The sequence below is a fragment of the Pantoea sp. Ap-870 genome (genome assembly GCF_011752515.1).
In the GTDB taxonomy this organism is placed as follows: Bacteria; Pseudomonadota; Gammaproteobacteria; order Enterobacterales; family Enterobacteriaceae; genus Pantoea; species Pantoea dispersa.
Genome location: NZ_VWXG01000005.1, coordinates 115,576 through 138,030, shown reverse-complemented (window position 1 = coordinate 138,030; position 22,455 = coordinate 115,576). Strand labels below are relative to the sequence as shown.

General features: G+C 54.8%; 21 protein-coding genes and 1 tRNA gene. 4 read left to right on the top strand and 18 right to left on the bottom strand.

Features of this window, described 5'->3' with window-relative positions:
• Positions 1-53: 53 nt before the first annotated feature.
• Positions 54-1,622 (top strand): methyl-accepting chemotaxis protein, encoded by a 1,569-nt coding sequence (locus tag F3J41_RS14025; RefSeq protein WP_166711582.1) that lies wholly within the window; start codon positions 54-56, stop codon positions 1,620-1,622.
• 67 nt (positions 1,623-1,689) lie between these two features.
• Here the strand turns inward: F3J41_RS14025 and F3J41_RS14020 are convergent, their stop codons facing one another.
• Both F3J41_RS14020 and F3J41_RS14015 read right to left on the bottom strand, forming a co-directional pair.
• Entirely contained in the window at positions 1,690-1,935 is a 246-nt protein-coding gene (locus F3J41_RS14020) for a hypothetical protein (protein WP_058757382.1), read from the bottom strand.
• A 70-nt stretch (positions 1,936-2,005) separates the two neighbouring features.
• Complete coding sequence (locus F3J41_RS14015; protein WP_088516936.1) at positions 2,006-2,710, bottom strand: phosphohydrolase; 705 nt, start codon at positions 2,708-2,710, stop codon at positions 2,006-2,008.
• A 580-nt stretch (positions 2,711-3,290) separates the two neighbouring features.
• Between F3J41_RS14015 and F3J41_RS14010 the strand changes: the two genes are divergently transcribed.
• From F3J41_RS14010 to F3J41_RS14000, 3 genes are all read left to right on the top strand, one after another.
• On the top strand, positions 3,291-3,971 hold the full coding sequence (locus F3J41_RS14010; protein WP_058771148.1) for a hypothetical protein: 681 nt from the start codon (positions 3,291-3,293) through the stop codon (positions 3,969-3,971).
• A gap of 237 nt (positions 3,972-4,208) precedes the next feature.
• Positions 4,209-4,985: a DgsA anti-repressor MtfA gene (gene mtfA, locus F3J41_RS14005; protein ID WP_166711580.1), complete on the top strand. Its 777-nt coding sequence runs from the start codon at positions 4,209-4,211 to the stop codon at positions 4,983-4,985.
• Positions 4,986-5,088: 103 nt separating this feature from the next.
• A tRNA-Asn gene (locus tag F3J41_RS14000) sits at positions 5,089-5,164 on the top strand.
• Positions 5,165-5,221: 57 nt separating this feature from the next.
• On the opposite strand, the gene ybiX is transcribed toward F3J41_RS14000, so the two are convergent.
• The 16 genes from ybiX to F3J41_RS13920 all read right to left on the bottom strand — a co-directional run bounded on the left by ybiX (position 5,222) and on the right by F3J41_RS13920 (position 22,431).
• A complete protein-coding gene (gene ybiX / locus F3J41_RS13995; RefSeq protein WP_150058604.1) occupies positions 5,222-5,899 on the bottom strand; it encodes a PKHD-type hydroxylase YbiX in 678 nt (225 codons plus the stop codon).
• A gap of 51 nt (positions 5,900-5,950) precedes the next feature.
• The gene (locus F3J41_RS13990) at positions 5,951-8,236 is read right to left on the bottom strand and encodes a catecholate siderophore receptor Fiu (RefSeq protein ID WP_166711578.1); all 2,286 of its coding nucleotides are present in this window, start codon (positions 8,234-8,236) and stop codon (positions 5,951-5,953) included.
• A gap of 348 nt (positions 8,237-8,584) precedes the next feature.
• Positions 8,585-8,752, bottom strand: coding sequence for a hypothetical protein (locus F3J41_RS13985; protein ID WP_166711576.1), 168 nt, complete (start codon positions 8,750-8,752; stop codon positions 8,585-8,587).
• A gap of 287 nt (positions 8,753-9,039) precedes the next feature.
• A complete protein-coding gene (locus F3J41_RS13980) occupies positions 9,040-10,230 on the bottom strand; it encodes a cytochrome c biogenesis protein/redoxin (protein WP_166711574.1) in 1,191 nt (396 codons plus the stop codon).
• 136 nt (positions 10,231-10,366) lie between these two features.
• Positions 10,367-11,677, bottom strand: a complete 1,311-nt coding sequence (locus F3J41_RS13975) for a HAMP domain-containing sensor histidine kinase (RefSeq protein ID WP_166711572.1) — start codon at positions 11,675-11,677, stop codon at positions 10,367-10,369.
• On the bottom strand, positions 11,674-12,414 hold the full coding sequence (locus F3J41_RS13970) for a response regulator (RefSeq protein ID WP_058781320.1): 741 nt from the start codon (positions 12,412-12,414) through the stop codon (positions 11,674-11,676). The genes F3J41_RS13975 and F3J41_RS13970 overlap by 4 nt, the downstream gene beginning before the upstream one ends.
• A gap of 73 nt (positions 12,415-12,487) precedes the next feature.
• Positions 12,488-13,483 carry an alpha/beta fold hydrolase gene (locus F3J41_RS13965; protein ID WP_150361636.1) on the bottom strand — a complete coding sequence of 332 codons (996 nt, stop codon included), beginning with the start codon at positions 13,481-13,483 and terminating at the stop codon, positions 12,488-12,490.
• A gap of 17 nt (positions 13,484-13,500) precedes the next feature.
• Positions 13,501-13,953: a DUF6130 family protein gene (locus F3J41_RS13960; protein ID WP_021509834.1), complete on the bottom strand. Its 453-nt coding sequence runs from the start codon at positions 13,951-13,953 to the stop codon at positions 13,501-13,503.
• Positions 13,954-14,155: 202 nt separating this feature from the next.
• Positions 14,156-14,902 (bottom strand): aspartate/glutamate racemase family protein, encoded by a 747-nt coding sequence (locus F3J41_RS13955; protein WP_166711570.1) that lies wholly within the window; start codon positions 14,900-14,902, stop codon positions 14,156-14,158.
• Positions 14,895-15,599: a class I SAM-dependent methyltransferase gene (locus F3J41_RS13950; protein ID WP_166711568.1), complete on the bottom strand. Its 705-nt coding sequence runs from the start codon at positions 15,597-15,599 to the stop codon at positions 14,895-14,897. Before F3J41_RS13950 ends, F3J41_RS13955 begins: the two co-directional genes overlap by 8 nt.
• 16 nt (positions 15,600-15,615) lie before the next feature.
• A complete protein-coding gene (locus F3J41_RS13945; protein ID WP_166711566.1) occupies positions 15,616-16,845 on the bottom strand; it encodes a DUF711 family protein in 1,230 nt (409 codons plus the stop codon).
• The gene (locus tag F3J41_RS13940; protein WP_058757368.1) at positions 16,845-17,516 is read right to left on the bottom strand and encodes an NTP transferase domain-containing protein; all 672 of its coding nucleotides are present in this window, start codon (positions 17,514-17,516) and stop codon (positions 16,845-16,847) included. Before F3J41_RS13940 ends, F3J41_RS13945 begins: the two co-directional genes overlap by 1 nt.
• Entirely contained in the window at positions 17,509-17,898 is a 390-nt protein-coding gene (locus F3J41_RS13935) for a hypothetical protein (protein ID WP_058781325.1), read from the bottom strand. Before F3J41_RS13935 ends, F3J41_RS13940 begins: the two co-directional genes overlap by 8 nt.
• On the bottom strand, positions 17,895-18,674 hold the full coding sequence (locus tag F3J41_RS13930; protein ID WP_072209734.1) for an NTP transferase domain-containing protein: 780 nt from the start codon (positions 18,672-18,674) through the stop codon (positions 17,895-17,897). The genes F3J41_RS13935 and F3J41_RS13930 overlap by 4 nt, the downstream gene beginning before the upstream one ends.
• Positions 18,664-20,514 carry a glycosyltransferase family 25 protein gene (locus F3J41_RS13925; protein WP_166711565.1) on the bottom strand — a complete coding sequence of 617 codons (1,851 nt, stop codon included), beginning with the start codon at positions 20,512-20,514 and terminating at the stop codon, positions 18,664-18,666. Before F3J41_RS13925 ends, F3J41_RS13930 begins: the two co-directional genes overlap by 11 nt.
• Before the next feature lie 495 nt (positions 20,515-21,009).
• Entirely contained in the window at positions 21,010-22,431 is a 1,422-nt protein-coding gene (locus F3J41_RS13920; RefSeq protein WP_166711564.1) for an EmmdR/YeeO family multidrug/toxin efflux MATE transporter, read from the bottom strand.
• Between the last annotated feature and the right edge of the window lie 24 nt (positions 22,432-22,455).

The following is a 22,455-nucleotide window of genomic DNA, read 5'->3' as shown; positions in this document are numbered from 1 at the left end:
GGACTGTCACGCATCAAACCAATACTGCGTTTTATTTTTTGCGGAGCTGTTTGATGTCTCTCCTGTCTGTAATCTCCCTGCCGCTGCGGCTGCGACCTCGTTTTACCCTGCGTCTGCCCGTCTGGCTCTCCAGCCTGCGCAGCCAGTTCATGCTGTTTATTGTGCTGTTTTGTCTGCTGCAGTTTGCCGGGGTGCTGTTGCTCAACCAGCACGTGAATCAGACGCAACACTCCTTGCAGCAGGCCAGCCAGCTGCGCGAACGGCTGGCCCTGCTGGATAAAGCACGTATTGAGTTACTCACCGCCAGCGACAACAGCCATCGTGCCGGCATTTATCTGATGCAGGACCAGCAAAGCGGTTCGGTCGACAGCTGGAAAAGCCTGGCGGCGGCAGCCACTACCTCATTGCAGCAGGCGCAGCAGCTGTTTGCTGCCTATCAGGCGAAAAGCGATAGCCCGCTGGCACAGGGCTTCGTGCTGCTGGCTGGCGGGCTGCAGGAGCAGCTGAAAGGGCTGGCAGCCAATGATATCAACGCATTTTTTATGGTGCCGATGCAGGCTTTCCAGCAGCAGTTCAACGATGCCTGGTTTAGCGAAATCGAACAGGCCAATCAGCAGCTCGGCAGCGTCAACCAGCATTCGCTCAGCACGCTCAAGCAGAGCCGCAATCTGGCGCTGGCGATCGCCGCGTTATTAATGGCGCTGCTGCTGCTGGCCGCCGCGCTGCTGATGCGCGGCGTGTTGCTGCCGCTGCGTCACGCCAACGCCCAGCTGGCACAAATCGCGACGGGCGATCTGGTCGCCAGCCCGGCACCGACGCGCCGTCAGTCGCTGGAAACGCGCCAGCTGCTCCAGTCCATCGATACCATGCGTCAGGGTTTGCAGCAGATCGTCAGCGACATTACGACGGTAGCAACCCGTGTGGCGGCCGGCGCTGACGAGATGCAGCAGCATAATCAGCAGGTGATGCAGCAGCATCAGGCGCAAAATGCCAGCTTCCATCATCTGTCGCAGCGGCTGCATCGCGTGTCAGAAGAGGTGGAAAAAGGTGCACACTTCTCGCAACAGGCGACGCACGACGCGCAGTCCGCGGATGCGCTGATGCGTCACTGCGCCCATGAAGTCGACAATATGGAACACCAGATGCAGCAGATCGTCGCGGCCGCCGGCGATATCGCTGGCATCGTCGGCATGCTGGACAGCCTGTCGATGCAGACGCGTCTGCTGTCGCTTAATGCGGCGATAGAATCTGCGCATGCTGGCGCTTACGGGCGCAGTTTTTCGGTCGTCGCCAAAGAGATGGGATTGCTGTCGCAGCAGAGCGGCGCTTCCACGCGGCAGATCGACGGTTTAATCCAGCACACGCAGCAGCACGTGCAGGATGGCTTTGCGAAGGTGCAGGCGCTGGAAGTGCTGTTTGCGCGGATTGGCCAGGCGGTATCCGGCGTGGTCAGCCAGCTCAATGAGCTGCAGGATAACAGTACGGCGCAGAGCCATCGCGTGAGCAAAATTGCCCGGGAAGTGGTGGAAATGAGTCTTCAGCTCCAGCAAAACGAAGCCCTGACTGATCAGCAGGTGCAGGCAGCGGCGCAGCTGAGTGAACTGTCAGCGCGACTGACGTAGCGCGCGCAGCAGTTCCGCGTTAGCTAAGGTGCAGAAAGAAAAAACCCGTCAGCGACGGGTTTTGGTGTTATTTCTTTTTCTTACTTTTCTTTAGCAGTGCACGCACCTGCTTCAGCTCGGCGGCGCTCAGTTGATCGCCCGCCTCTTCGGTATGCAGGCTGTCGACGGCCGGTGGCTCAACGGTATCTAAACTGGCCTGCAGGCGATTAACGATCTCCTGACTCATGGAGATTTGGTTATCAGCGGCTAACTGTTTAATGTGCTCTTTCAGCGCCGGGTCAATTTTAATGGTTAAGTTAACGGTCTCGGTCATCTTCACACTCCCTCTTGATTTACAACAACGTAGCGGAAGCAGATGAAAGTTAACAGACTGTCATAAAAATTTAATATTGTGCCGGTATGGGACTGAAATCGCGTAACACGGACTCATCAATATCGGTCAGATTGCCCTGCAGTTCGGCGCACAGCTTCGCCATATAGCGGACAAGAAAATCGGCGTTGTGTTCCGCCAGCAGACGGCCGGTTTCCGTCTGCATGGTCTGCGGCAGGCTCAGCAGTTTCTTCTGGAAATGATCCAGCGTCCACTTGACGTCATCCAGTTCACGGTCTTTACCCAGCGGATCGTCGCTGTCGAACAACGGACGTCCCAGCGCACCTGCGGTATAGAAAACGCGCGCAAGGCCAATCGCGCCTAATGATTCGAGACGATCGGCGTCCTGAACGATCTTCGCTTCTAACGTTTTTGGCGTAATGCGGGCGCTGAAACTGTGGGCCTGCACCGCATGCGCCACGCTGTCCAGCAGCGCTGAGGGGAAGTCCGGAAAATCCTGTTGCAGAATGCGGCGCGTCTCTTCCGCCGCGTAAGTCGAAGCCAGATGGCGTTCCGGATGGTTTTTCGGCAGGTTCACCACATCGTGAAAATAGCAGGCGGTCAGCACCACCAGCGAATCGGCATTGGTGTTTTGCATAATGCGGGCCGCGCTCATCCAGACGCGGCGCAGGTGCGCGATATCATGGGCTTTATCATCGTGCAGCCAGTTCAGCTGCAGCCAGCTTTCGTAACGGTGTTGCCAATGGGTCAGTGACATCGTGCTTCTCCTGTTATTGCTATTATTTCGCACCGGGTACGGCTTGCGTCTCATCATAGCGGCCCGGTGATGACACTTTCTTTACACCCTTCCCGGATGTCCAGCGCAAAAAAATGCGATCCCGATCATGTTATAGCGCTGTTAAAGCCGCTTGCCCAGCCGCGATACGGTTTTCAGTATTTCCTTAACCTGTTTTAGTTAAGCCACTCTGTTTAATTTCGGTGATGCATTTCCCGCTGGGTGAATTTTCAGCATCGCCAAAGGTCCAGTTTAGCCTGTCGCAACCCCAGCATTAAAACGCCCCTTTGCATAGCGACATAATCTGAAAAGATTCCCATTGCGACCGTTATAACGTACTGTATAGGGGAAATTTACGGCTCTCACCTGTACCCGAAGCCTTCGTCAGCACACTGTTTGCTTATGAGCCATTTTTAATACCGGAAGCGGCAGTTATTGCCCGATAATAAGGCGACAAATTATTAAGCAAATTGATTCAAACCCATTATGCTAATGCTCTCATCCGAGGATACGGATGTTTCGTCGAAGTTCTCCGGGTACGTGATACAACACGAGGTACATAATGAAAGAACGGCCGATTCTTTTTTCCGAACAGCGGGTGCGCGCCCTGCTGGTTGGCCAGCAAACTCAGACCCGGCGCATTATGAAAACTCAGGCGTTTGGCCCGGGACAGGATCATCATGAAGGCGTGCACGCGTTTGATGTCAGCGCTAATCATCTGCATGGCTATAAGCTGATGTCGATGGCGGACATTGGCGCCCAGTGCCCGTTTGGCCAGGTCGGCGATCGCCTGTGGGTACGTGAAACCTGGCGGGGTCCGATTGTGCCTGAGGCGCAGCTGGCGGAATACGAGCGCGATCCGCTGCCGTTCCGCAATCCGGCATTTTGCCAGTATCGCGCCGACAGCCATGAACTTGGACAACAGGAAGAAAATCAGCAGGTCGCCGAGCAGTTTGGCTGGCAGACCGCCATCCATATGCCGCGCTGGGCCAGCCGCATCGATCTGGAAATCACGGCGGTACGCGCGGAGAAAATTCAGGACATCAGCGAAGACGACATCATGGCGGAAGGCGTGCAGACCGATTCGCACTTCCTCAATAATTTCTTCACGATGAACATGAATTCCGAATCGCCGAAAGAAGCTTACCGCAAGGCGTGGCAGAAGCAGTATGGCGCCACCAGCTGGGAGGTGAATCCCTGGGTCTGGGTCATCGCATTCCAGCGTGTGGAGCGTGAAGGCTAAGCGTTTGCCCTCTTCCGCACGGAAGAGGGCGTCGTCTTTTGCGCGATTCAGTGAATCACCAGCCCTTGCCCCCTCGCCGGCGGCACAGCGCGCCCCTTTCCCACCTTGCCAGTTTGCAATCCCTGTCACAGACAAATCCGCCGCTAACAGGTTGAATAAGCGGCTTTGATTCCACGCTGGCAATTTATCGTCTGCCGCGTCAGGATATGATTTCCGCCCTGCAGAGTGAGTGACGCAATGATCAAATGGCCGTGGCGTGCACAAAAAGATGCTGCCGTGACTGCCCTGCCCTGGCAACAGGCGCTGGGGCAGCCGATCTTTTCTCTGCTGAACAGCGACGAGCAGCAGGCGCTGGTGGCGCTGGCGCAACGCTTCCTGCTGCAGAAAAAAATCACTCCGCTGCAGGGGCTGGAACTTAGCGAACTGCGCCTGGCTCGCCTGTCGTTGCTGTTTTGCCTGCCGATATTGAAGCTGGGTCTGGAATGGCTCGACGGCTTCCACGAAGTGCTGATCTACCCGGAGCCGTTCAGCGTTGACGATCGCTGGGAGGACGACAGCGGCCTGGTGCACCACGCGCCGGCCGTGCATGCCGGCCAGAGCTGGACGCAGGGACCGGTGGTGCTGAACGCGCTGGACATCCAGGACTCGTACGATCTCTCTGGTTACAACCTGGTGATCCACGAAGTGGCGCACAAGCTCGACGCGCGCGGCAGCGGTTACACCAGCGGCATCCCGGCCATCGCGCTGCGCGATGTGGCCAGCTGGGAGAAAGATTTACTGCAGGCGATGGCCGAGATTGAAGCGGAAGTGGATCTGGTGGGTGAACAGGCCGCGACCCTCGATCCTTATGCCGCCAGCGATCCGGCGGAATGTTTTGCCGTGCTGTCGGAGTACTTTTTCAGCGCCCCCGACCTGCTCGCCAGCCGTTTTCCGGCTATGTATCGCCACCTGCAGCAGTTTTACCATCAGGATCCGCTGGCGCGTCTGGCGCAGCAGGCACCGGAATCTGCTTAAATCACGATCGCTTTGCCGCTTTGCTAGCCAGTTGAATACAAATGTGTTTTTAGCTGTTGACACCCACAGGGGCTGCCATTAATATTCGCCTCGTTCCAACGATTCCTCTGTAGTTCAGTCGGTAGAACGGCGGACTGTTAATCCGTATGTCACTGGTTCGAGTCCAGTCAGAGGAGCCAGATTTAAAGAAGCCCGCTCAGGGAAACCTGAGCGGGCTTTTTGTTGTTGCGTGACGGCTAAACTTCCGTCCAGCCGCGCAGCAGGTTGTGGTACATATTCAGCAGCGACAGCAGTTCTTCGCTGTCACCGTGGCGCGCTTTCAGGCTCTGAATGTTGCGGTCCAGTTCAAACAGCATCGCGCGCTGCTTATCATCGCGCACCATCGACTGAATCCATAAAAACGAGGCGACCCGCGCGCCGCGCGTGACCGGCGTGACGCAGTGCAGGCTGCTGGAGGGATAAAGCACCAGGTCGCCGGCCGGCAGTTTTACGCGGTGCTGACCGTAAGTATCCTCGATCACCAGTTCCCCGCCCTCGTAACTGTCGGGTTCACACAGAAACAGCGTGGCGGAGAGATCGGTACGCATCCAGCCGGCCGCGCCATTGTGGCGTACCGCACCATCAACGTGAAAACCGTAGGTTTCCCCCTGCTGATAACGGTTGAACAGCGGCGCAGAAAGCGTGCGCGGCAGTGCGGCGGCAAAGAAGAGCGGATGGCTATTCAGTGCCTGAAGCACTGCAGCCTGCAGCCGATCATAGAGTGGCGTGCCGGTGTCAATCTGCTGGTTATTTTTTACGGTCGCGCCCTGGCTGCCGACCGTCGCCCGTCCGTCAACCCAGTCAGCCTGCTGCAGCTGGGTGGTAAAGTGCGCCAGCTGTTCAGCGTTAAGCACGGCAGGAATGTGATACATCATCGCGGAGTTCTCGCCATTAAGCGTGGAGCGCGAACGCCCCACGGTTGACCATCAGAAATGCACGTTAGCCGTCAACAGGAAGGTACGCGGCTCGCCCGGATGATAGCGGTAGCCACTCTTGTTGATCGATGCCACATAGTTGGTATCAAACAGGTTATACACGTTGAGCTGCAGGTCGAGGTTATTGTTGACCTTATACCCAAGCTTCGCGTCAGCCACCCAGTAGCCTTCGGTGTGATCCGGCGTGCCCACGGCCCCATCGCTGCCGCGACGCAGGCTGCCAACATAACGTGCGCCCGCGCCCACCGACAACGCATCAGTGGCCTGATAGTTGGTCCACAGCGTAAAGGCGTGCTTCGGCGTATAGGCCAGCGCGGATGAGCCATCCTGCGCCACGCTGGCACCTTCACGCACCGACGCGTGCTGCATGGTGTAACCGGCAATGATTTCCCAGTCTGGCGTTATGTTGCCGGTTGCTGAGAGTTCATAGCCTTCCACGCGCTTCTTGCCGGTTTGCGAGTAAGTGCCGTCATCATTGGCATCGACCTCATTTTCGATGTCGGTGCGGAACAGTGCGGCGTTCAGCAGCAGCCGCTTGTCCAGCACCTGCCACTTGGTGCCCACTTCGCTGGATTTGGCCTTCTGCGGTTTAAAATCAGTACGGTTGGCGCTGTTGCCGCTGCCACCCGCCGCCAGCGCGAAGCTGCTGCCACCCGGTGGCTGCTGGGAGATGGCGTAATTCACATACAGGTTGCCCTGTTCGGTCAGACGATAGAGCGCCCCCGCTTTCCAGTTCACCAGATTGCCGGATTTCGCCGTGTCCACCGTGGTCACCGGCGTATTACGCGCCACGCCCGCCGGACAAGCCAGCGCGCCGCGTCCGGTGCCGCCACAGGCCGTCGCGCTGTCGTACTCGGTGTGATAGTTGTCGAGACGAATGCCGCCGTTCAGCTCAAAGTCAGAGGTAATCGCCAGCGTATCAAATGCATAGATGCCAAACGTGTCAGTCTGCCCGTTAGCGTTCGCACCGTTGCGGTCCAGACCGCCAATCGAAATGCTGCTGATGGGATGGTAGATATTCACCGCAGGCGGGGTCAGCGCGTTGACGCCATAGGTGGTCTGGTTTTCACGCGTGAACTCTACCCCGGCACTCACATCATGCCCGACGGAACCGGTGGCAAATTTCGAGGTGATATTGGTCTGGTTGGTGAGAATACGGTTGCTGATATCTTTGATGTTTGCCAGGCGCGACCAGCGCCAGCTGCCAACATCGTTCGGGTTGGGTGCAGTAATGTTACTGGCTCCGCCCATCACCGCCGTCAGCAGATACTCCTGCTTCACCCGCGACCAGCGCGTGGTGTTGCGCAGCGTGGTGTTATCGCTCAAATCGTGTTCAAAGCGCAGCGTGGCACTGTCGGTGGTCGATTTATCGAAATCAGAATCGGTGCCGTAGTAGTTGCTGGTGGCGACCTTGCCGGAATTGTTCAGCGCAGCATACCCGGCAGACGGTGCCGAATAGCCAGGCAGGCCAACGGTCGGAATACCGCCGTCCGGTGTGTTGTTCTGGTGGACGTGCAAATAGTTGACGTACAGCCGCGTTGCGGTGTCCAGCCCCAGCGCCAGCGAAGGCGCGACGCCATAACGCTCGTTCTGGATGTTGTCACGCGCCGCATCATGGGTTTTCTCACCCATCAGGTTAAGGCGAAACGCCGCATTGTCGTTGATTGCCTGGTTGTAATCGAGCGTGCCGCGGCGCATCCACGCGCTGCCGGCGCTGACTGACGCGTCAAGCCCGGTATCCAGCCGCGGTTGTTTGCTGATCATATTGATCGAGCCGGATGGTGCGCTGCGACCATAGTCGGTGCCGGAAGGCCCCTTGATCACTTCCACCTGCTGCGTGTTGAAGGTGTCACGCGTGACGCTGGCGATGTCGCGAATGCCATCCACGTAAATGCTGTTGGAGGTATCGACACCGCGCATGTACACCGCATCGCCGGTGGTTGAGCTGCCGTTTTCCCCGGCATAAAACGCCCCGACGCCCGGCACGTTTTTCAGCGCGTCGGTCAGATTGGTGACGCCCTGATCTTTAATAACCTGATCCGGAATCACCGTCATGGTGCGGGTGGTATCCACCAGCGGACGGGTAAATTTGGGATCGGCCGAGGCATTTGGCGCGTACAGCGACGGCGTGCGCGCTTCAACCACTAATGTATCATCAGATTTTTTGCCGGAGTTATCGGCCCCCAGCGCCGCAGCCGGCGAAATACCAATACAAAGCCCGGTGAATAGGGTCAGCGAATTGAAGCTACCAAACGGCAGCTGGCGATTTTTATCCATGTTAAAAGGTGAGTTTCTTATCGTTATTAACGCACTCATTGTCTTAACCGCACCTGCCATTCAGGCATAGCACTGAATCAACACGGTTTTCCCAGACAACACCTAAATGATAACGCCAATGGTTATCATTTACTTTTATATTCTTACACGCGCGCTGCCGCTTGGGAATACTTTTCTTTACGTTAAAATTACGAAATCAATACAATTGAACAAACCGGCGGGACGTTACGGCAATTTTTTCATCAGGCGGGTAAACAGCATAAAAAAACCCGCTCGGCGTGAGCGGGTTTTTAGTCTGGCGTGCACAGTTCATTCCAGTAGCAATAGCGCATGCGCTGGTGGCGGCGGTTATCGTGCATAGTAGCGATACACGGAAGGATGAAACTCCACGCCGTACAGCTGGCTGATCGGGATCAGCAGATCGATATGCTCACCGGGGTCGAATTCGCGCCCGTCAGGGGTGGCGGCTTTGCTGGCTGCCAGACGCGCCAGCCACTGCTGCAGGATCTTCTTCATTGTCAGCTTCTCCATAAAAGGTTAACGCTGACAGTAAACCCCAGCTTGGACGCGGAACCAAACGACAAGTTATGCGTTGGATTACTGCATTTTGCATATTGGAGTGGCAACGGTGGCTGCGCCATGACGGTCACTCTGCAGGGTGACCTTACGGGCTGGGAGGTCCCCGGCAATGCCGCACGCTGTTTGCCTGATAGTCCCTGAGTCACCCCAGCTTTCAAAGGCATCCCCCGCGAATCACAACCTAAATGAGAAGCAGTGGCGGCCCGGGCGGGCCGCCTGACCTGTCATGCACGCGCCTCTTTCAGCAACTGCTGAATCACCCTCTCCTGCTCTTCATAGTTGCCTTCACCAAACGCGGTGTAGCGCAGTTGGCCGTGTGCATCAAAGATGTAGTGCGCGGGCCAGTACTGATTACCAAAACGGTTCCAGATGCTGTAATTGTTATCCGCCACTACGGTGTAGGGCAGCTGCCAGCGCGTAATCGCGCGCTTCAGCACCTTTTCATCGCGCTCCCACGGGTACTCCGGCGTATGCACACCCACAACGACCAGTCCGTCACGTTGATACTTACTGGCCCAGTCGCGCACGTATGGCAGCGTATGCTGGCAGTTAATGCAATCCCAGGTCCAGAAATCGACCAGTACCACTTTGCCCTTTAACGTGGCAGGCGTCACCGGCGCCCCGTTCAGCCACGCCGTGCCCCCCTCCAGCGACGGCAACGCGCTGCTGGCTTGCGGCAGGCTAACCGGCTCCAGGCGCACTTTGGGTGCCGGCGTGGTCAACCACTGGCTCAGCTGCTGCTCCAGCTTCAGGGCAAAAGCGGGCGCTGCCTGCAGCTGGCTCTGTGAGCCGGTAACAATCACGCCCACCGAGGCGAGCATCAGCACGCCCGCCGCCTGACGCAGCCGCGCACTCATCGCCAGCCCCGGACGCAGTCGCGCCACCAGCGATCGTCCGGCGAAATAGAGCAGCGCCAGCATCAGCGCGGCACCGCAGCCATACGCCAGCAGCAACACGCCAACCGACAGGGGATGATCGCCCACGACGGCCAGGCTGAGGATCGCGCCCAGCACCGGTCCGGCACAGGGCGACCACAGCAGACCGGTTGCCAGGCCAGCCAGCAGCGCGGCGAGCACCCCGCTACGTCGCTGGCTGGCATCGTTGAGGCGATTACCCAGCGCGACAAACGGCCGGGTAATGCGTTGGGCGATGCGCGTGGAGATTAACGTCAGTGCGACTATCGCCAGGAACAACAGCGCCAGGTCGCGACCAATGCTGGTGACCTGACTGACCCAGTGGTTGGTAAGCGATACCAGCAGCGCCACCAGCGTGAACATCAGGACCATGCCGCTCAGCAGCGCCATCAGCTGTCCGCGTCGGCCGCGTACGCTGGCAAATACAAAAGGAATAATCGGTAAGGTACAGGGGCTGAGCAGCGTCAGCATCCCGGCGAGAAAAGCGATAAGCAGTGTCATAGGAAACCTCATACGGTGGATAAACGTCTGCGCGTCCGGCAGTACGTCTATTACATCCACCGCATGTGTTCAGGCTGTGTCGGGGAAACGCCGTTTTGTCGGGTTATGTGTGTAACGGGCAGGCAGATACATCGGGTTACACATCCTGCTGCTGCAGGATGATGCACGCTTCCAGCCCGCCAGCTGCCCGGTTACGCAACTGCAGGCTGCCCGCCATCTGGCTCACCAGCTGGGTGGCGATCGCCAGGCCGAGCCCGGTCCCGCCGGTGTGGCGATTGCGTGAACTCTCCACGCGGTAGAAGGGCTCCAGCACCGCCTGTAACGCTTCCTCCGGAATGCCGGGCCCGTTATCACGCACCCGAATCTCTACGCTGTCACCCTGGGGTGAACAGAGTTCAACCTCCGCTTCGCCGCCAAATTTAAGCGCATTGTCGATCAGGTTGGTCATGATGCGCCGGAGTGCCTGCGGCCGCACGGCGAAGGTGTCATGACCTGTGCACGGCACAAAGTTCACCGCTTTACCGACATCCTGATAGTCACAGACGACGCTATCCAGCAGCGCGTTGAGGCTGACGCTCTGGCGCTTCTCCTCCAGCACTTCCGATGAGCGTGCATAAGCGATGCCCTCGCGCACCAGGCGGCTCATGTTATCGAGATCGCTCAGCAGTTTGTCGCGCAGCTCAGGCTGCTCCGCCATCTCCACCCGCAGCTTCATGCGCGTGATCGGGGTTTGCAGATCGTGGGAGATGGCCGCGAGGATTTGCGCACGCGCTTTGAGGTGATCCTGAATCCGCAGCTGCATAGCGTTAAACGCACGCGCCGCCTGCTGCACTTCATCCGGGCCGTTCTCTGCCATCAGCTGTGCGTGGCTGGCGGCCGGTTTGAGCGCATCAACCGCCTGGGTAAAGCGCACAAACGGTCGCACCACCTGCCGCACCGCCAGCCATGCGCAGCACAGCAGCAGCAGCAGCTGACCCATCAGCACCAGCGGCAGCCAGCGCGCAATCGCCGGCATGCGCGGCCAGAGATCGAGCGTGAGCGGCGCGCCGTCATGCAGCGTCAGATGCACCTGAATATGCTCCCGCGGCCCCGGAATCGCATGAATGCTCATCTGATAGCGCCCGCCAAGCGTCTCCTGCAGTGAACGTACCGCGTCGCGCGTGCGCCAGCCGGAGGGATACGGCCCCGCTTCGCCCGGCGACAGACTGTAGCGATAATTGCCGCGCGCCAGCTTCGCCAGCCAGCCCGGACGCTCGTCCGCCGGCAGACGATCGAGGATTGCCACACTGGTCGCCACATCGTACTCCAGGTTGCCCAGCATCACGCTTTTAGCGCTGCTCATGCGTTCAATCAGCAGGCTTGCCAGCGTGAGAGTATTTGCCAGCAGCAGCCCGCCCAACACGATAATCAGCAGGCGTGACAGCAGCGATCGCGGCCATAGCCTCATTGATGCGCCTCTTTGATCACCACCGTGCTCGCCAGCACGTAACCTTCGCTGCGGACCGTTTTGATGTAGGCCGGTTCACGGGCATCTTCGCGTAACCGCTGGCGCAGCCGGCTAACCAGCAGATCGATCGAGCGTTCAAACAGCTCCGCGTCGCGGCCCTGCGTCAGGTTGAGCAGCTGATCGCGATTCAGCACGCGCTGCGGATGGTCGAGAAACACGCGCAGCAGGCGGTACTCTGCGCCACTCAGCGCCACAATCACGCCGTCGCTGTCCAGCAGATGGCGCGCGGAGGTATCCAGCTGCCACTCGCCAAAGGCAATGATGCGGCCGGCCCCGGTAATATGTAAATTTGGCGGCAGCGCCCGGGTACGGCGCAGGATCGCTTTGATGCGCGCCAGCAGCTCACGCGCCACAAAGGGTTTGATCAGGTAATCATCCGCCCCCATCTCCAGCCCGAGAATGCGATCGGTCTCTTCGCTGCGGGCAGTAAGCATCAGTACCGGCAGGTTCTGCCGGGGATCGCTGCGCAGCTGACGGCACAGCGTCAGGCCATCGTCACCCGGCATCATGATATCCAGCACCACCAGATCCACCATGCTGCTGCTCAGCACGGCGCGCATTTCGCGGCCATTGGCCGCACCGGTGGCGCGGTAACCGGACTTAATCAGATAGTCGGTTATCAGTTCGCGGATATCCCGGTCATCATCCACCACCAGAATGTGATCAACGTGCTCCAAAACAGCCTCCTGTCAGCCGCTTATGCAAAAAAGACCGGCACGCGATGGCCGGTCAGGGTCGTGAATTACTCCGCTACAGTGCGGCCGCATCCTCAACGGCTTGCACAAACGCCTGCGGTGCTTCCGCTGGCGGATTGTGTCCGATATTGCCCGTGAAGGTGCGATGCTGGTAGCTGGCGCTGAACCTGGTGCGGTACGTCTCCGGTGCCGGGTGCGGCGCCCCGTTATTATCCCCTTCGATGGTGATGGTGGGGACGCGAATTGTCGGTAACGTGGCTAATGTTTTCTCATAAGCGGCATATTTTTGCTCGCCTTTTTCCAGGCCCAGGCGCCAGCGGTAGTTGCTGATAGTGATCGCCACCTGATCCGGATTATCCAGCGCTTTGGCGCTCTGATTAAAGGTGGCATCGCTGAATTTCCAGCCGGGCGATGCCTGCTGCCAGATCAGTTTCGCAAAGTCGTGTGTATGGGCGGCATACCCCTGCTGACCGCGCTCAGTGGCGAAATAGAACTGATACCACCACTGCTGTTCGGCCTCTGGCGGCAGCGGTTTTTTACCCAACTGCTGGCTACTGATCAGATAGCCGCTGACCGACACCAGCGATTTTACCCGTTCCGGCCATAGGGCCGCGACGATGTCCGCCGTGCGTGCGCCCCAGTCAAAGCCGCCCAGCACGGCCTGTTTGATATTGAGCGCATCCATCAGCGCCACGACGTCCGCTGCCATTGCCGAAGGCTGGCCGTTACGCGGCGTTTTATCCGACAGGAAACGCGTGCTGCCGAAGCCGCGCAGATACGGCACGATCACCCGATACCCTTTTGCCGCCAGCGCCGGTGCCACCTGAGCATAGCTCTGGATATCGTACGGCCAGCCGTGCAGCAAAATCACCGCCTGACCATCACGCGGACCGATGTCCACATAGCCGGTGTTCAGCACGCCCGCGTTGATCTGCTGCACGTGGCTGAAGTCAGCGGCGTAATCGTGTGAGGCCGGGGTGGCGGCAAACGCGGTGCCTGCCGCCGTGAGAACCAGCGTTGCCAACAGAGTCTGACGTAACAGTGTTTTCATAATTTATCTCCGGGTAATCAGTGCGGTGCAATCTGTACGGGCACGTTAAAGGTGATGGTTTTGCTGTCGATCGGTTTATGCGTAGGATCGGCAAGAATAAGGGTGACCTTGTGCGGCCCGACAGGCAGACCGACCAGAATCACCGGCTCACCGCTGGTGTCCGCCCAGTGCCACGGGTTGTCATCCACGATGACGTGAATGTGGCCGATGCGCGGCGTGATTTTCAGCGCTTCCTGGCCAAACACTGGCTCGATGCGCAGGTTTTCTGCCCGGTACTGGATAAACACCGCGCCCTTGCGCAGCGGTCCGGCCAGCGGCGCATCCACAATTAATCGCGCAGGCGGCTGGGGATGATCCAGTGGCGCCACGGCCGCCGGGCCGAGCACGTCAGCAGCGCTCAGTCGCTCCGCCCAGGCGCAAGTCGCAGAGGCGCCCATCAGTAACGTTGAAATAAACAGTCGGGTTAACATCGTGGTATCTCCATGCATTCAGTTGATGCGTACAGAAGACCACGGTGATGTATAGCGGATATGTACAGACTGGCGGGTTATGCAACGGCGTGTGTGCTGTGTGGCGGGAGATACAGTGTGATACAAATTGATGTTTACCCCGCCCGGGGCGGGGAAATTAATGAGATAAGCGGCCCTTCGTCGTGGAAATAATTCGTCCGCCTTAATCACGCAGGCGGCGAAATGATATGGCGCGCAAAGCGGCACGCGCGAGAGCTTCGCTCGAATCAATTAAGGTCATTTCCTGCCAGATCGCGCTGTGTTTTAGCAAACTCAACTCTGTGCAAGCCAGAATAATGTGCGTAGCACCCTGTTGCTTCCAGCTATTTACGGCGTCCGCTAACTGGCGCATTGATAGTTCAGACACGCTTTTTGTGGCTTTTATCTCGTTAATGCAGCGTGTCACTAGCTGTTGGGTGGATGCAGCGACATTGACGATCTCGGCGTGCTGTTGCGTAAGCGCATCATGATACAGCCTGCTCTGGTACAACATTTGCGAACCGAGCACAACGACCCGCTTGCCCTGAGGCGCAATATGCTCAAGTGTGGCATCAATAATATTAATAACCGGAATAGCTGCGTCCTTGCTCCAGCGCGACCAAAGGAGGTGAGCGGTATTACAAGGCACAACGGCAACCGTCGCACCCGCAGCAGCGAGTTCTGTAATAGTTGCGTGAATCCACGGAGAAGGATCACGTTCACCCAGTTGCAAATGACGCCCGCGGCTGGGAATTTTACTATTATTATCAATAATAAGTCGCGGATATTGCCACTCTTTATCTGCCTGAACCAGGCCATACAGCTGCTGGCAAAAATCCAGTGTTGCCCAGGGGGCTACGCCTACGACGCCTAAAACACCTTCATCTGCCGGCCAGCTAACATCGTCATAGAGAGGTGAGATATTAACCATTTTTTTGCTCAAAGTGATAAAGGCGTAATCGGGTTTCAGGATACTTATTAAGCATATGACCTTCAGGGAACATATTTTCACTCCTGGTTAAGCTGAAACCATACCGCGCAAATATAGCTTCGTATTGCTCAGCAGTTCGATATGTAGCCGAATACTCTGCTTGCAGATTCGCAGAATAGCGGTTATTGATTTCGAACCTTTCACCGACCCCCGTACCATCACGCAATAATATAGTGCTTTCTGGTTTACTGTAAGTACGCAAATTACTTAACAATTTTTCAGCTTGCTCATCATTAAGGTAGATCATCAGGCCAGATATGAAAATGACATCGTACTGCTCTGAGCTACAATAACTCTCGGCAGATGAAAGAATGAAATCGACATTATCAATATTGCGTTTTCTGGCTTCAAGCTTACCCACTTCAATCATTGCAGCTGAAAACTCTACAGCGGTGATTTTTTTTGCGCCCTCATGCTGAAAACGAAAAGCCCACTGCCCGACCCCGGCGCCGAGATCAAGTACCGTTTTCCCTGTCAGGTCAGGCAACCAGGCAAAAACTTTTTCCATCTCTGTGCGAATTTTAATATCGAGAAACTTTGGATCGTTTTCCAGATTTGCTAAACTTTCAAACGATAACTTATTGTAATTATCCGGTCGGTGATCCCAAAAATCCTTCACTTTTTTTGCATCTAACATTTCATTAAGCCTGATTTTAGCGATACGTCCAGCGTTCATTATCAGCAGAAAAATCAACATCACTTTTCGCGACATTCATAATGCGGCTATTGCAGAGGAAGTCATAATTAAAGCGTGTAAATTCATTTACCTCTCCGCCAGGAATAGGTAATAAACGTACACCGAGCGGTTTCGTTAACCGCACCGCGAGTGCAGCCGTATCAAGAATAATCGCGGCAATATCTTCAGGCAGTGTCGAACCTGGCACCGGGAGCATATCTAATCCACAACCACAAACAGTTGACCATGCATTAAGCGTATCAATGCTTAATACACGACGATTATTGGTACTCGCCAGGGCATCATCTTCCAGTACTGAGAACATGACGCCATTAAAACCCGTTGCGCGAGCACCACTGATTGCGACTGCGCTTTTAATCGCATTCGTCAGAATACTGGTTATAAAGAGTGATCCCTGAACGCCACCAGGACGCGCACCAAGATTTTCAACTAACCTGCCGACAGAAATACTGCCATCCGGAAAAGGCGCCAGTGAGGCATCCAGACCGGCATACTCAAGCCCTGAATCAGACGCCAGCTCATGACCGAATGCATCAATTTCGCGTAAGCGTGCGCAGAGTCGAAGAATAAACTGGTCAGCAAAGTCCGCCAGCAGCATGTTGCCTTCCCGCACCTGCTCACTCAATTCCAAAGCAATATCGGTAGTTTCGAGGGCAAAACTAAACTTCAGTGTCTCACCTTCATGCCGGGAAAACGGAAAAAACGGGGCATTTGGCGGACAACGCAATGAGGCACCGAGGCGGAAATTATCAAAGCCATTATTACTGCGATGTGCTACCTGTAACATGAAACGGGCAACGTCATGGCTGGCTCGAATATTTATACCCTGCTCATCGGCTACCATCAGATTCAGAAACATACGCGGTTGCCTGAAGAGTAAAGCAAACGCGGCATCTAACCGTCCGCGGTAATTATCACCATGCGTTAAGTCCAGCGGTAAGCAAAACCAACGAATATCAAGTCTTTCAGCCAACGCATTGATTGAATTTATTCGTGCTGGCAGGGTATAAATCTCATCTTCATCACGATCATTCAATGGTGGCAGGGTTAAACGTAATGTTCGCAGTGGCCAACGACGAGACTGGAGTTTATCAATCACTAACGTGCGAAAGTGATGTAAACGTGACTCAGAATGCCCGTCGGAAATAGCGGAGTAAGGCAAGCCCAGCGTAATAGCTCGTATCATTAACCGTGATCCTCCTGCATCAGACGCCAGTAATCTGCCAGCGTATTAATTTCATTAAATGCATGCTCCCCCAGGTCGTGAGCGTAGAGTGCTGTCGTTTTCTGACACGGTAACGTTTGGGCGGCATACAAATTACCATAACGCAGGCATTGCTTATGCCACTGACTCAGGAGTGCCATGTCACTGACTTTAAACAGACCCATAGCCTCAGGGTGCTCTGCGGCGCGTATCGGTCCCAGATACGTCTCCTCCACGATGCCCTGGCGATTAACGTCACAATGAATGGAGGTCAGCATGCGATTATGCCGCTGGTGAGTCAAAACGAGATTTCCCTCAGCGTGATCCATTTCATGGATAAGTTGAGGAGAAAAAAACATATCTCCCGAGACAACGTACGTGGGGCTATTAATCTGATTCAGGGCCAACCCCAGACTCATTGCATTATTAGTCGTTGCCCAGTTGTCATTGATAACGTAATTGAGATCAGGGTAGGACTCCATAATCTGTAACGCACCAAAGCCAATCACTACGGTAATTTTTTTCCCATGAAAGGCATCAATAGCATAGTCGAGAATCGTTTTCCGCGTTTTGGGATGGCGAATTAAAACTTTATTTTTACCATCCAGTTGCAGGCTTCTGCCGGCGGCCAGAATGATGGCATTTTCAACCATGATAGCCTAACTCCTGCAACGAAAATTGACATACCGGCATGGGTACAACGAAATCATGCTTTACCGTTTTATAAGGGTAGATGTCATTGATTAGTGCACGCCTGGCCACTTCCTGCCAGTCAAATTGATGATTTTCGCGCAACGATCTTAATGGCACCGAGGCGTAATCAAATCGTACGACCGGCACTCTTTTTAGTCCCAGACTGAGCGCGACTTCCATACGGTGCTGGCCGTCCAGTACCAGATTATGGTGTAGATCAAGCGCCAGAGGTTTTACCCATACGCCTTCCTGAAGAATTTTATCACGCAACCATTCAACGCGACGTGAACTGAATTTTTCAATATGGCGCAATTTTTGTGGTTCAAAAAACTCTACATTCATTTTAGTGCCTCAAAATTTTCTAATAATAAATGATAATCCGCAACCGCCTGCCGGTAATCGACTTCTTCGTTGAAAGATCTTGCAAACAAATCCGTAATATCTACAGCACGGCAGGGTAAGCAAGAGCGGTGTACAATCCAGGGTGCCATGTAATATTGCTGGGTACTTGTCTGTAAAAACGTCTGCCGCAGGCGTCGATCGTTTTCCACCTGTTCCGGAGAGACACTTAGCAAGCCGACCATTTTCATCCAGCCATCAAATGCGGAGTCGTAATCGGGCACATAGGCAATTTTCTTTATAGCAGGTTCAGCTTTACTGGCTTCGACAATACCGCCAGTAAGGCAAGAGTTGTAATAACCATGGGTGAGCCAAAAACTGTCACTGCCCATTTCAGCTTGCATTAACCGCGGCCATACACGTGGATCCAGCAGAACATCCGTTTCGATAATTGTATAGCCATATTCAGGATGATTAAGCGCGCTGACACCTTTTTCAACGGATAATATGTTGACATCATTTTTATAATTATCATTGTGCGCTAACTTAATATTAGCATCAGCATAATTATCTTTAATCCAGCGTTCTACAACTGATGACTGATGACCGGTAACCAGTACAATTTCACGCTCGCCGCATTTTAACAGCTCAGTCAGCAACGTATCCAGCACGGTGATTTCACCGACCGGCAGCAAGCATTTAGGATAATTTAGGGTCAGATGCCCCATTCTCGTTCCCTGACCAGCAACCAGTAATATTGCGGCGCGTTTAGAAGACATTGTGATGAACTCCAGCGGGCATAAGGGTTTTTTCAATGATTTTTACAATCTCACTGCCTGCGCCCTGCTCTGGCATATGAAGTTCATCACGTAAAACCTGCAGTCGCTTATCACGCATGGGATCCTTGCCTGAAACAAGATTATCAACGAAAGTTTTAATATCTGCAGATTCATTCGCAACGTCATAAGCGTCATAAATAAATTCAGCGCTACTGTTAATACCGAGGCAATTTTCATGAGTCAGGAAAAGGATTGGCTTACGCGACGGTAAATACTCCAGCAAAAACGATCCTGCATCTGCCATCAGCGCATCTGATTGTGAAAAGGCGTAGCGATAATCAGCAGAAAAATCCCACTCCACATGTGATTTGAGATGAGAGTATTCGCGCAGCATTTGCCAGTTCTGAGCAGTTTCGCTGTGTGTTCCGCGCTCTTTACGAATATCCAGAAATTGTTTAAAAAGCGGATGTGGCCGAATAATCAAATTGACGTCATCACGTTTGATGATATCAAGCATTGCCTGTGTATATAAATTAAACGTAGACCACATCTTTTCATCATCAGGCATGACGAAATGCGGCGCCCATAATAGCGTTGGCTTGCCTTTATTAACTTTGCCATCCGTCTGGACGCCAAAGCGTGATGGATAGTTATCTAGCTTTGGATGTCCGCTAACATAGACGTGATGATTGCCATTTCCGCAATATTTAGCAAACTCATCTTTATGCCGCTGAGAGCGAACGAATACCCACCTGGCAACATTTTGACAGGGAAGATTGTACTGATAAACACGGTTTCTCTCGCCATCACCCATATCTAATCCATAAGGAATATAGGCGATAGAAATATTGCGTCGATTAAGCGTCAAACTTTGCAGTTCATTGGGACGTGCATCATCATAAGGATTTTGTAAAAAAACCACATGCGGCTTACGCGCCGTAATCTCATACTCGTGATACTCGGTATACCGGATACCCTTATCATTTAATAAATCACGCTGTGCAGTGTAATCCGGTGCTTTTGCGCCCCGACTGAAATAGGGCGCAAGGATAATCTGACAATCAAAATGCGGTTTGGCCTGCATAGCGCGATATACCGACTCAAAGTTAGTCCAGCCGGGGGCCCACTGGAAAAAGATATCCACTTTTATCTTTTCTTCGCCAGGTTGATAGACTGGCCAGACTATTTCTTCTAATTTTTTAGCGAAATGATCTCGATAATCAACAGGTTGGTTTTCAATATCACTTTTATCAGCGGCCTGATAGCCCGCATTGGGAAAGATACCCAACCAGCGGTCACGTTTTATCAAACTATTCCAGCGTACATCTAAAGCCCAGCACTGAGGAACGCCACCCGCCAGTAACCCCTGCAAGCTTTCTGCATAATTATCAATGAGGGTGGCGTAGTAATCACTGTTCACGATGTAAGCGCAAGCGCACCATGCATATTGCGGCTTAACAATATAATCCACACATTTTAACGGCACGACGTTATCATAGTGGGCAGCGAGCAGCGCGACATGCCAGTTGATCTGCTGTAAAGAGGAGAGAAATAGATCAATTCGCTTTTTGGTCTGAATATCATCATGGAAAACCATATCGTCTTCCAGAATCAATACATTTTTCCAGCCGTTTTGCTGAGCCATTTGCAGCACGAGAATATGTGATTTAATACAGCCGATATAGCCTGGCGTTTCTTCAATAGCCTCAAAGCGGACAATCTTTTCACGTGGTACGCCAATTGCTTTTAATTGACGAGCGATACGTACCCTGCGATCCTTGCGTTTGTTCAGGTTGATGTATACAACCTTATCTATTGTCTGCCAGTTGACTGCCATCATCTCTACACCCATCGCACTAAGAAAGCTCTCATTTTCAGGACGGCGCAATAAAGACAATTCTTAAGGAAAATAAAAAAATTTTTTAGGTTTACTGGCGAGGGCTCAGCAGGTGATGAGCCGGTGCAGGCTGCTTGTTCGGGCTGCGCCAGCCTGACAGCCATCGATCATTTCACTCGCGCTGAATCATCGCAGCTGGATGTATAACCGCCACGATGAAGGCAAGCTTTTTGTACTGTACTGCTCCGGGCTGCAAGCCTGAAGATTTGTGTAAACGCTGAAGCGGCCCGTATGCGTGGCAAGGCGCACAGTTGTCGCATCACGTTCGAATTCACGAAAGCGCTGAGTTAGGTTGCCAGCGGAAAGGCAGCGGTCAGTCCGAAAATAGCCGTGCGGCTTGAGGCGGGGCCGGGTATGGCAGGCATAGGGTGCGATCTGTTTTTGCTGGCGCAATAACCCGATCACAAAACCCTGTGCCTGTCTTTTTGTGGGGATTCCTCAGCACTGTGGGCCACTGCTCTTCGCGAGCATTTTGCGGTAATTGTTCAGCCATTTGCCGCTGGTTAAACGCCACCAGAAGCAGATACCGCGCACCGTCCAGTCGAGGAACATGCCGAGCCAGACGCCAGTCACCCCCATGCCCAGCACAATGCCGAGCAGATAACCGGCCACCACGCGCGCGCCCCACATACTGAACATCGATACATACATGGTGTACCGTGCGTCGCGCGCGCCTTTTAGCCCGGCCGGCAGCACCCAGGAGGCGGTCCAGATAGGCATAAAGGCGGCATTCAGCCAGATCAGGTGTTTGGTTACCTCAATCACCTGCGGATCGCGGGTGTAGAATCGCGCCAGCGTGCCCGCCAGCGGCACGGTGATAAACGCCAGCGTGCACAGCCCAATCATCGCCAGCCAGAATACGTGCTTGATCTGCCGCTCCGCCTGCATCACCTGATTTTTCCCTAAGCGCCTGCCGGTGATAATGGTCGACGCCGACCCCAGCGCGTTGCCCGGCAGGTTGATCAGCGTGGCGATGGAGAAGGCAATAAAATTACCGGCGATCTCATTGGTGCCCATGCCGGCGACAAAAATCTGCGTCAGCAGTTTGCCGCCGTTAAACAGTACTGATTCGATACTGGCTGGTACGCCAATCCCCAGCACTTCCATCAGGATGTTGCGATCCCAGCGGCGGAAATAGCTGGCCAGCGTGATTTTCAGCGCCGGACTGATGCCGCGATACAGCACGTAAATGGCCGCCGCCGCGCCGATATAGCGTGAAATGGTTAATCCCAGCCCGGCACCGACAAATCCCATCCCTTCCCAGCCGAGCGCACCGTAAATCAGCACGCTACTGATGATGATGTTCAGGATATTCATGCCGCCGTTGATCAGCATCGGAATTTTGGTGTTGCCGGCACCGCGCAACGCGCCGCTGCCTATCAGCGCAATCGCCGCCGCCGGATAGCTCCACGCGGAGGTTTGCAGATAGCTGAGCGCCAGTTCTTTTACCTGCGGCTCGGCGTTACCGGCGATCACGTCCACGATCAGATGCCCCCAGAACTCGATGGCGATGACCAGCACAAACGCCAGCACCGTCATCAGGCCCAGCGACTGCCGCGTCGCCGCACGCGCCCGCTTACCGTTGCGTTTGGCCAGGCTGAACGCCACCACCACCGTGGTACCGAGATCGATAGCGGCAAAAAAGGAGATGATCACCATGTTGAAGCTGTCGGCCAGCCCGACGCCTGCCATCGCCTCTTTGCCCAGCCAGCTCACCAGAAAGGTACTGAGAACCCCCATCAGCATCACGCACAGGTTCTCAATAAAGATGGGCACCGCCAGTGGGGTGATTTCACGCCACAACAGCGTGCGATAAGCACGGCGTTTGGGATACCACGCCGTGTTTCTGATCGCCCGCATTACTGCTACGCCAGGATTTTGCAA

What these genes read in the sequence shown, in the direction of transcription:
- F3J41_RS14025 (WP_166711582.1), top strand. Translation starts at nt 54, where the DNA reads ATGTCTCTCCTGTCTGTAATCTCCCTGCCGCTGCGGCTGCGACCTCGT.
- F3J41_RS14020 (WP_058757382.1), bottom strand. Translation starts at nt 1,935, where the DNA reads ATGACCGAGACCGTTAACTTAACCATTAAAATTGACCCGGCGCTGAAA.
- F3J41_RS14015 (WP_088516936.1), bottom strand. Translation starts at nt 2,710, where the DNA reads ATGTCACTGACCCATTGGCAACACCGTTACGAAAGCTGGCTGCAGCTG.
- F3J41_RS14010 (WP_058771148.1), top strand. Translation starts at nt 3,291, where the DNA reads ATGAAAGAACGGCCGATTCTTTTTTCCGAACAGCGGGTGCGCGCCCTG.
- mtfA (WP_166711580.1), top strand. Translation starts at nt 4,209, where the DNA reads ATGATCAAATGGCCGTGGCGTGCACAAAAAGATGCTGCCGTGACTGCC.
- ybiX (WP_150058604.1), bottom strand. Translation starts at nt 5,899, where the DNA reads ATGATGTATCACATTCCTGCCGTGCTTAACGCTGAACAGCTGGCGCAC.
- F3J41_RS13990 (WP_166711578.1), bottom strand. Translation starts at nt 8,236, where the DNA reads ATGGATAAAAATCGCCAGCTGCCGTTTGGTAGCTTCAATTCGCTGACC.
- F3J41_RS13985 (WP_166711576.1), bottom strand. Translation starts at nt 8,752, where the DNA reads ATGAAGAAGATCCTGCAGCAGTGGCTGGCGCGTCTGGCAGCCAGCAAA.
- F3J41_RS13980 (WP_166711574.1), bottom strand. Translation starts at nt 10,230, where the DNA reads ATGACACTGCTTATCGCTTTTCTCGCCGGGATGCTGACGCTGCTCAGC.
- F3J41_RS13975 (WP_166711572.1), bottom strand. Translation starts at nt 11,677, where the DNA reads ATGAGGCTATGGCCGCGATCGCTGCTGTCACGCCTGCTGATTATCGTG.
- F3J41_RS13965 (WP_150361636.1), bottom strand. Translation starts at nt 13,483, where the DNA reads ATGAAAACACTGTTACGTCAGACTCTGTTGGCAACGCTGGTTCTCACG.
- F3J41_RS13960 (WP_021509834.1), bottom strand. Translation starts at nt 13,953, where the DNA reads ATGTTAACCCGACTGTTTATTTCAACGTTACTGATGGGCGCCTCTGCG.
- F3J41_RS13955 (WP_166711570.1), bottom strand. Translation starts at nt 14,902, where the DNA reads ATGGTTAATATCTCACCTCTCTATGACGATGTTAGCTGGCCGGCAGAT.
- F3J41_RS13950 (WP_166711568.1), bottom strand. Translation starts at nt 15,599, where the DNA reads ATGTTAGATGCAAAAAAAGTGAAGGATTTTTGGGATCACCGACCGGAT.
- F3J41_RS13945 (WP_166711566.1), bottom strand. Translation starts at nt 16,845, where the DNA reads ATGATACGAGCTATTACGCTGGGCTTGCCTTACTCCGCTATTTCCGAC.
- F3J41_RS13940 (WP_058757368.1), bottom strand. Translation starts at nt 17,516, where the DNA reads ATGGTTGAAAATGCCATCATTCTGGCCGCCGGCAGAAGCCTGCAACTG.
- F3J41_RS13935 (WP_058781325.1), bottom strand. Translation starts at nt 17,898, where the DNA reads ATGAATGTAGAGTTTTTTGAACCACAAAAATTGCGCCATATTGAAAAA.
- F3J41_RS13930 (WP_072209734.1), bottom strand. Translation starts at nt 18,674, where the DNA reads ATGTCTTCTAAACGCGCCGCAATATTACTGGTTGCTGGTCAGGGAACG.
- F3J41_RS13925 (WP_166711565.1), bottom strand. Translation starts at nt 20,514, where the DNA reads ATGATGGCAGTCAACTGGCAGACAATAGATAAGGTTGTATACATCAAC.
- F3J41_RS13920 (WP_166711564.1), bottom strand. Translation starts at nt 22,431, where the DNA reads ATGCGGGCGATCAGAAACACGGCGTGGTATCCCAAACGCCGTGCTTAT.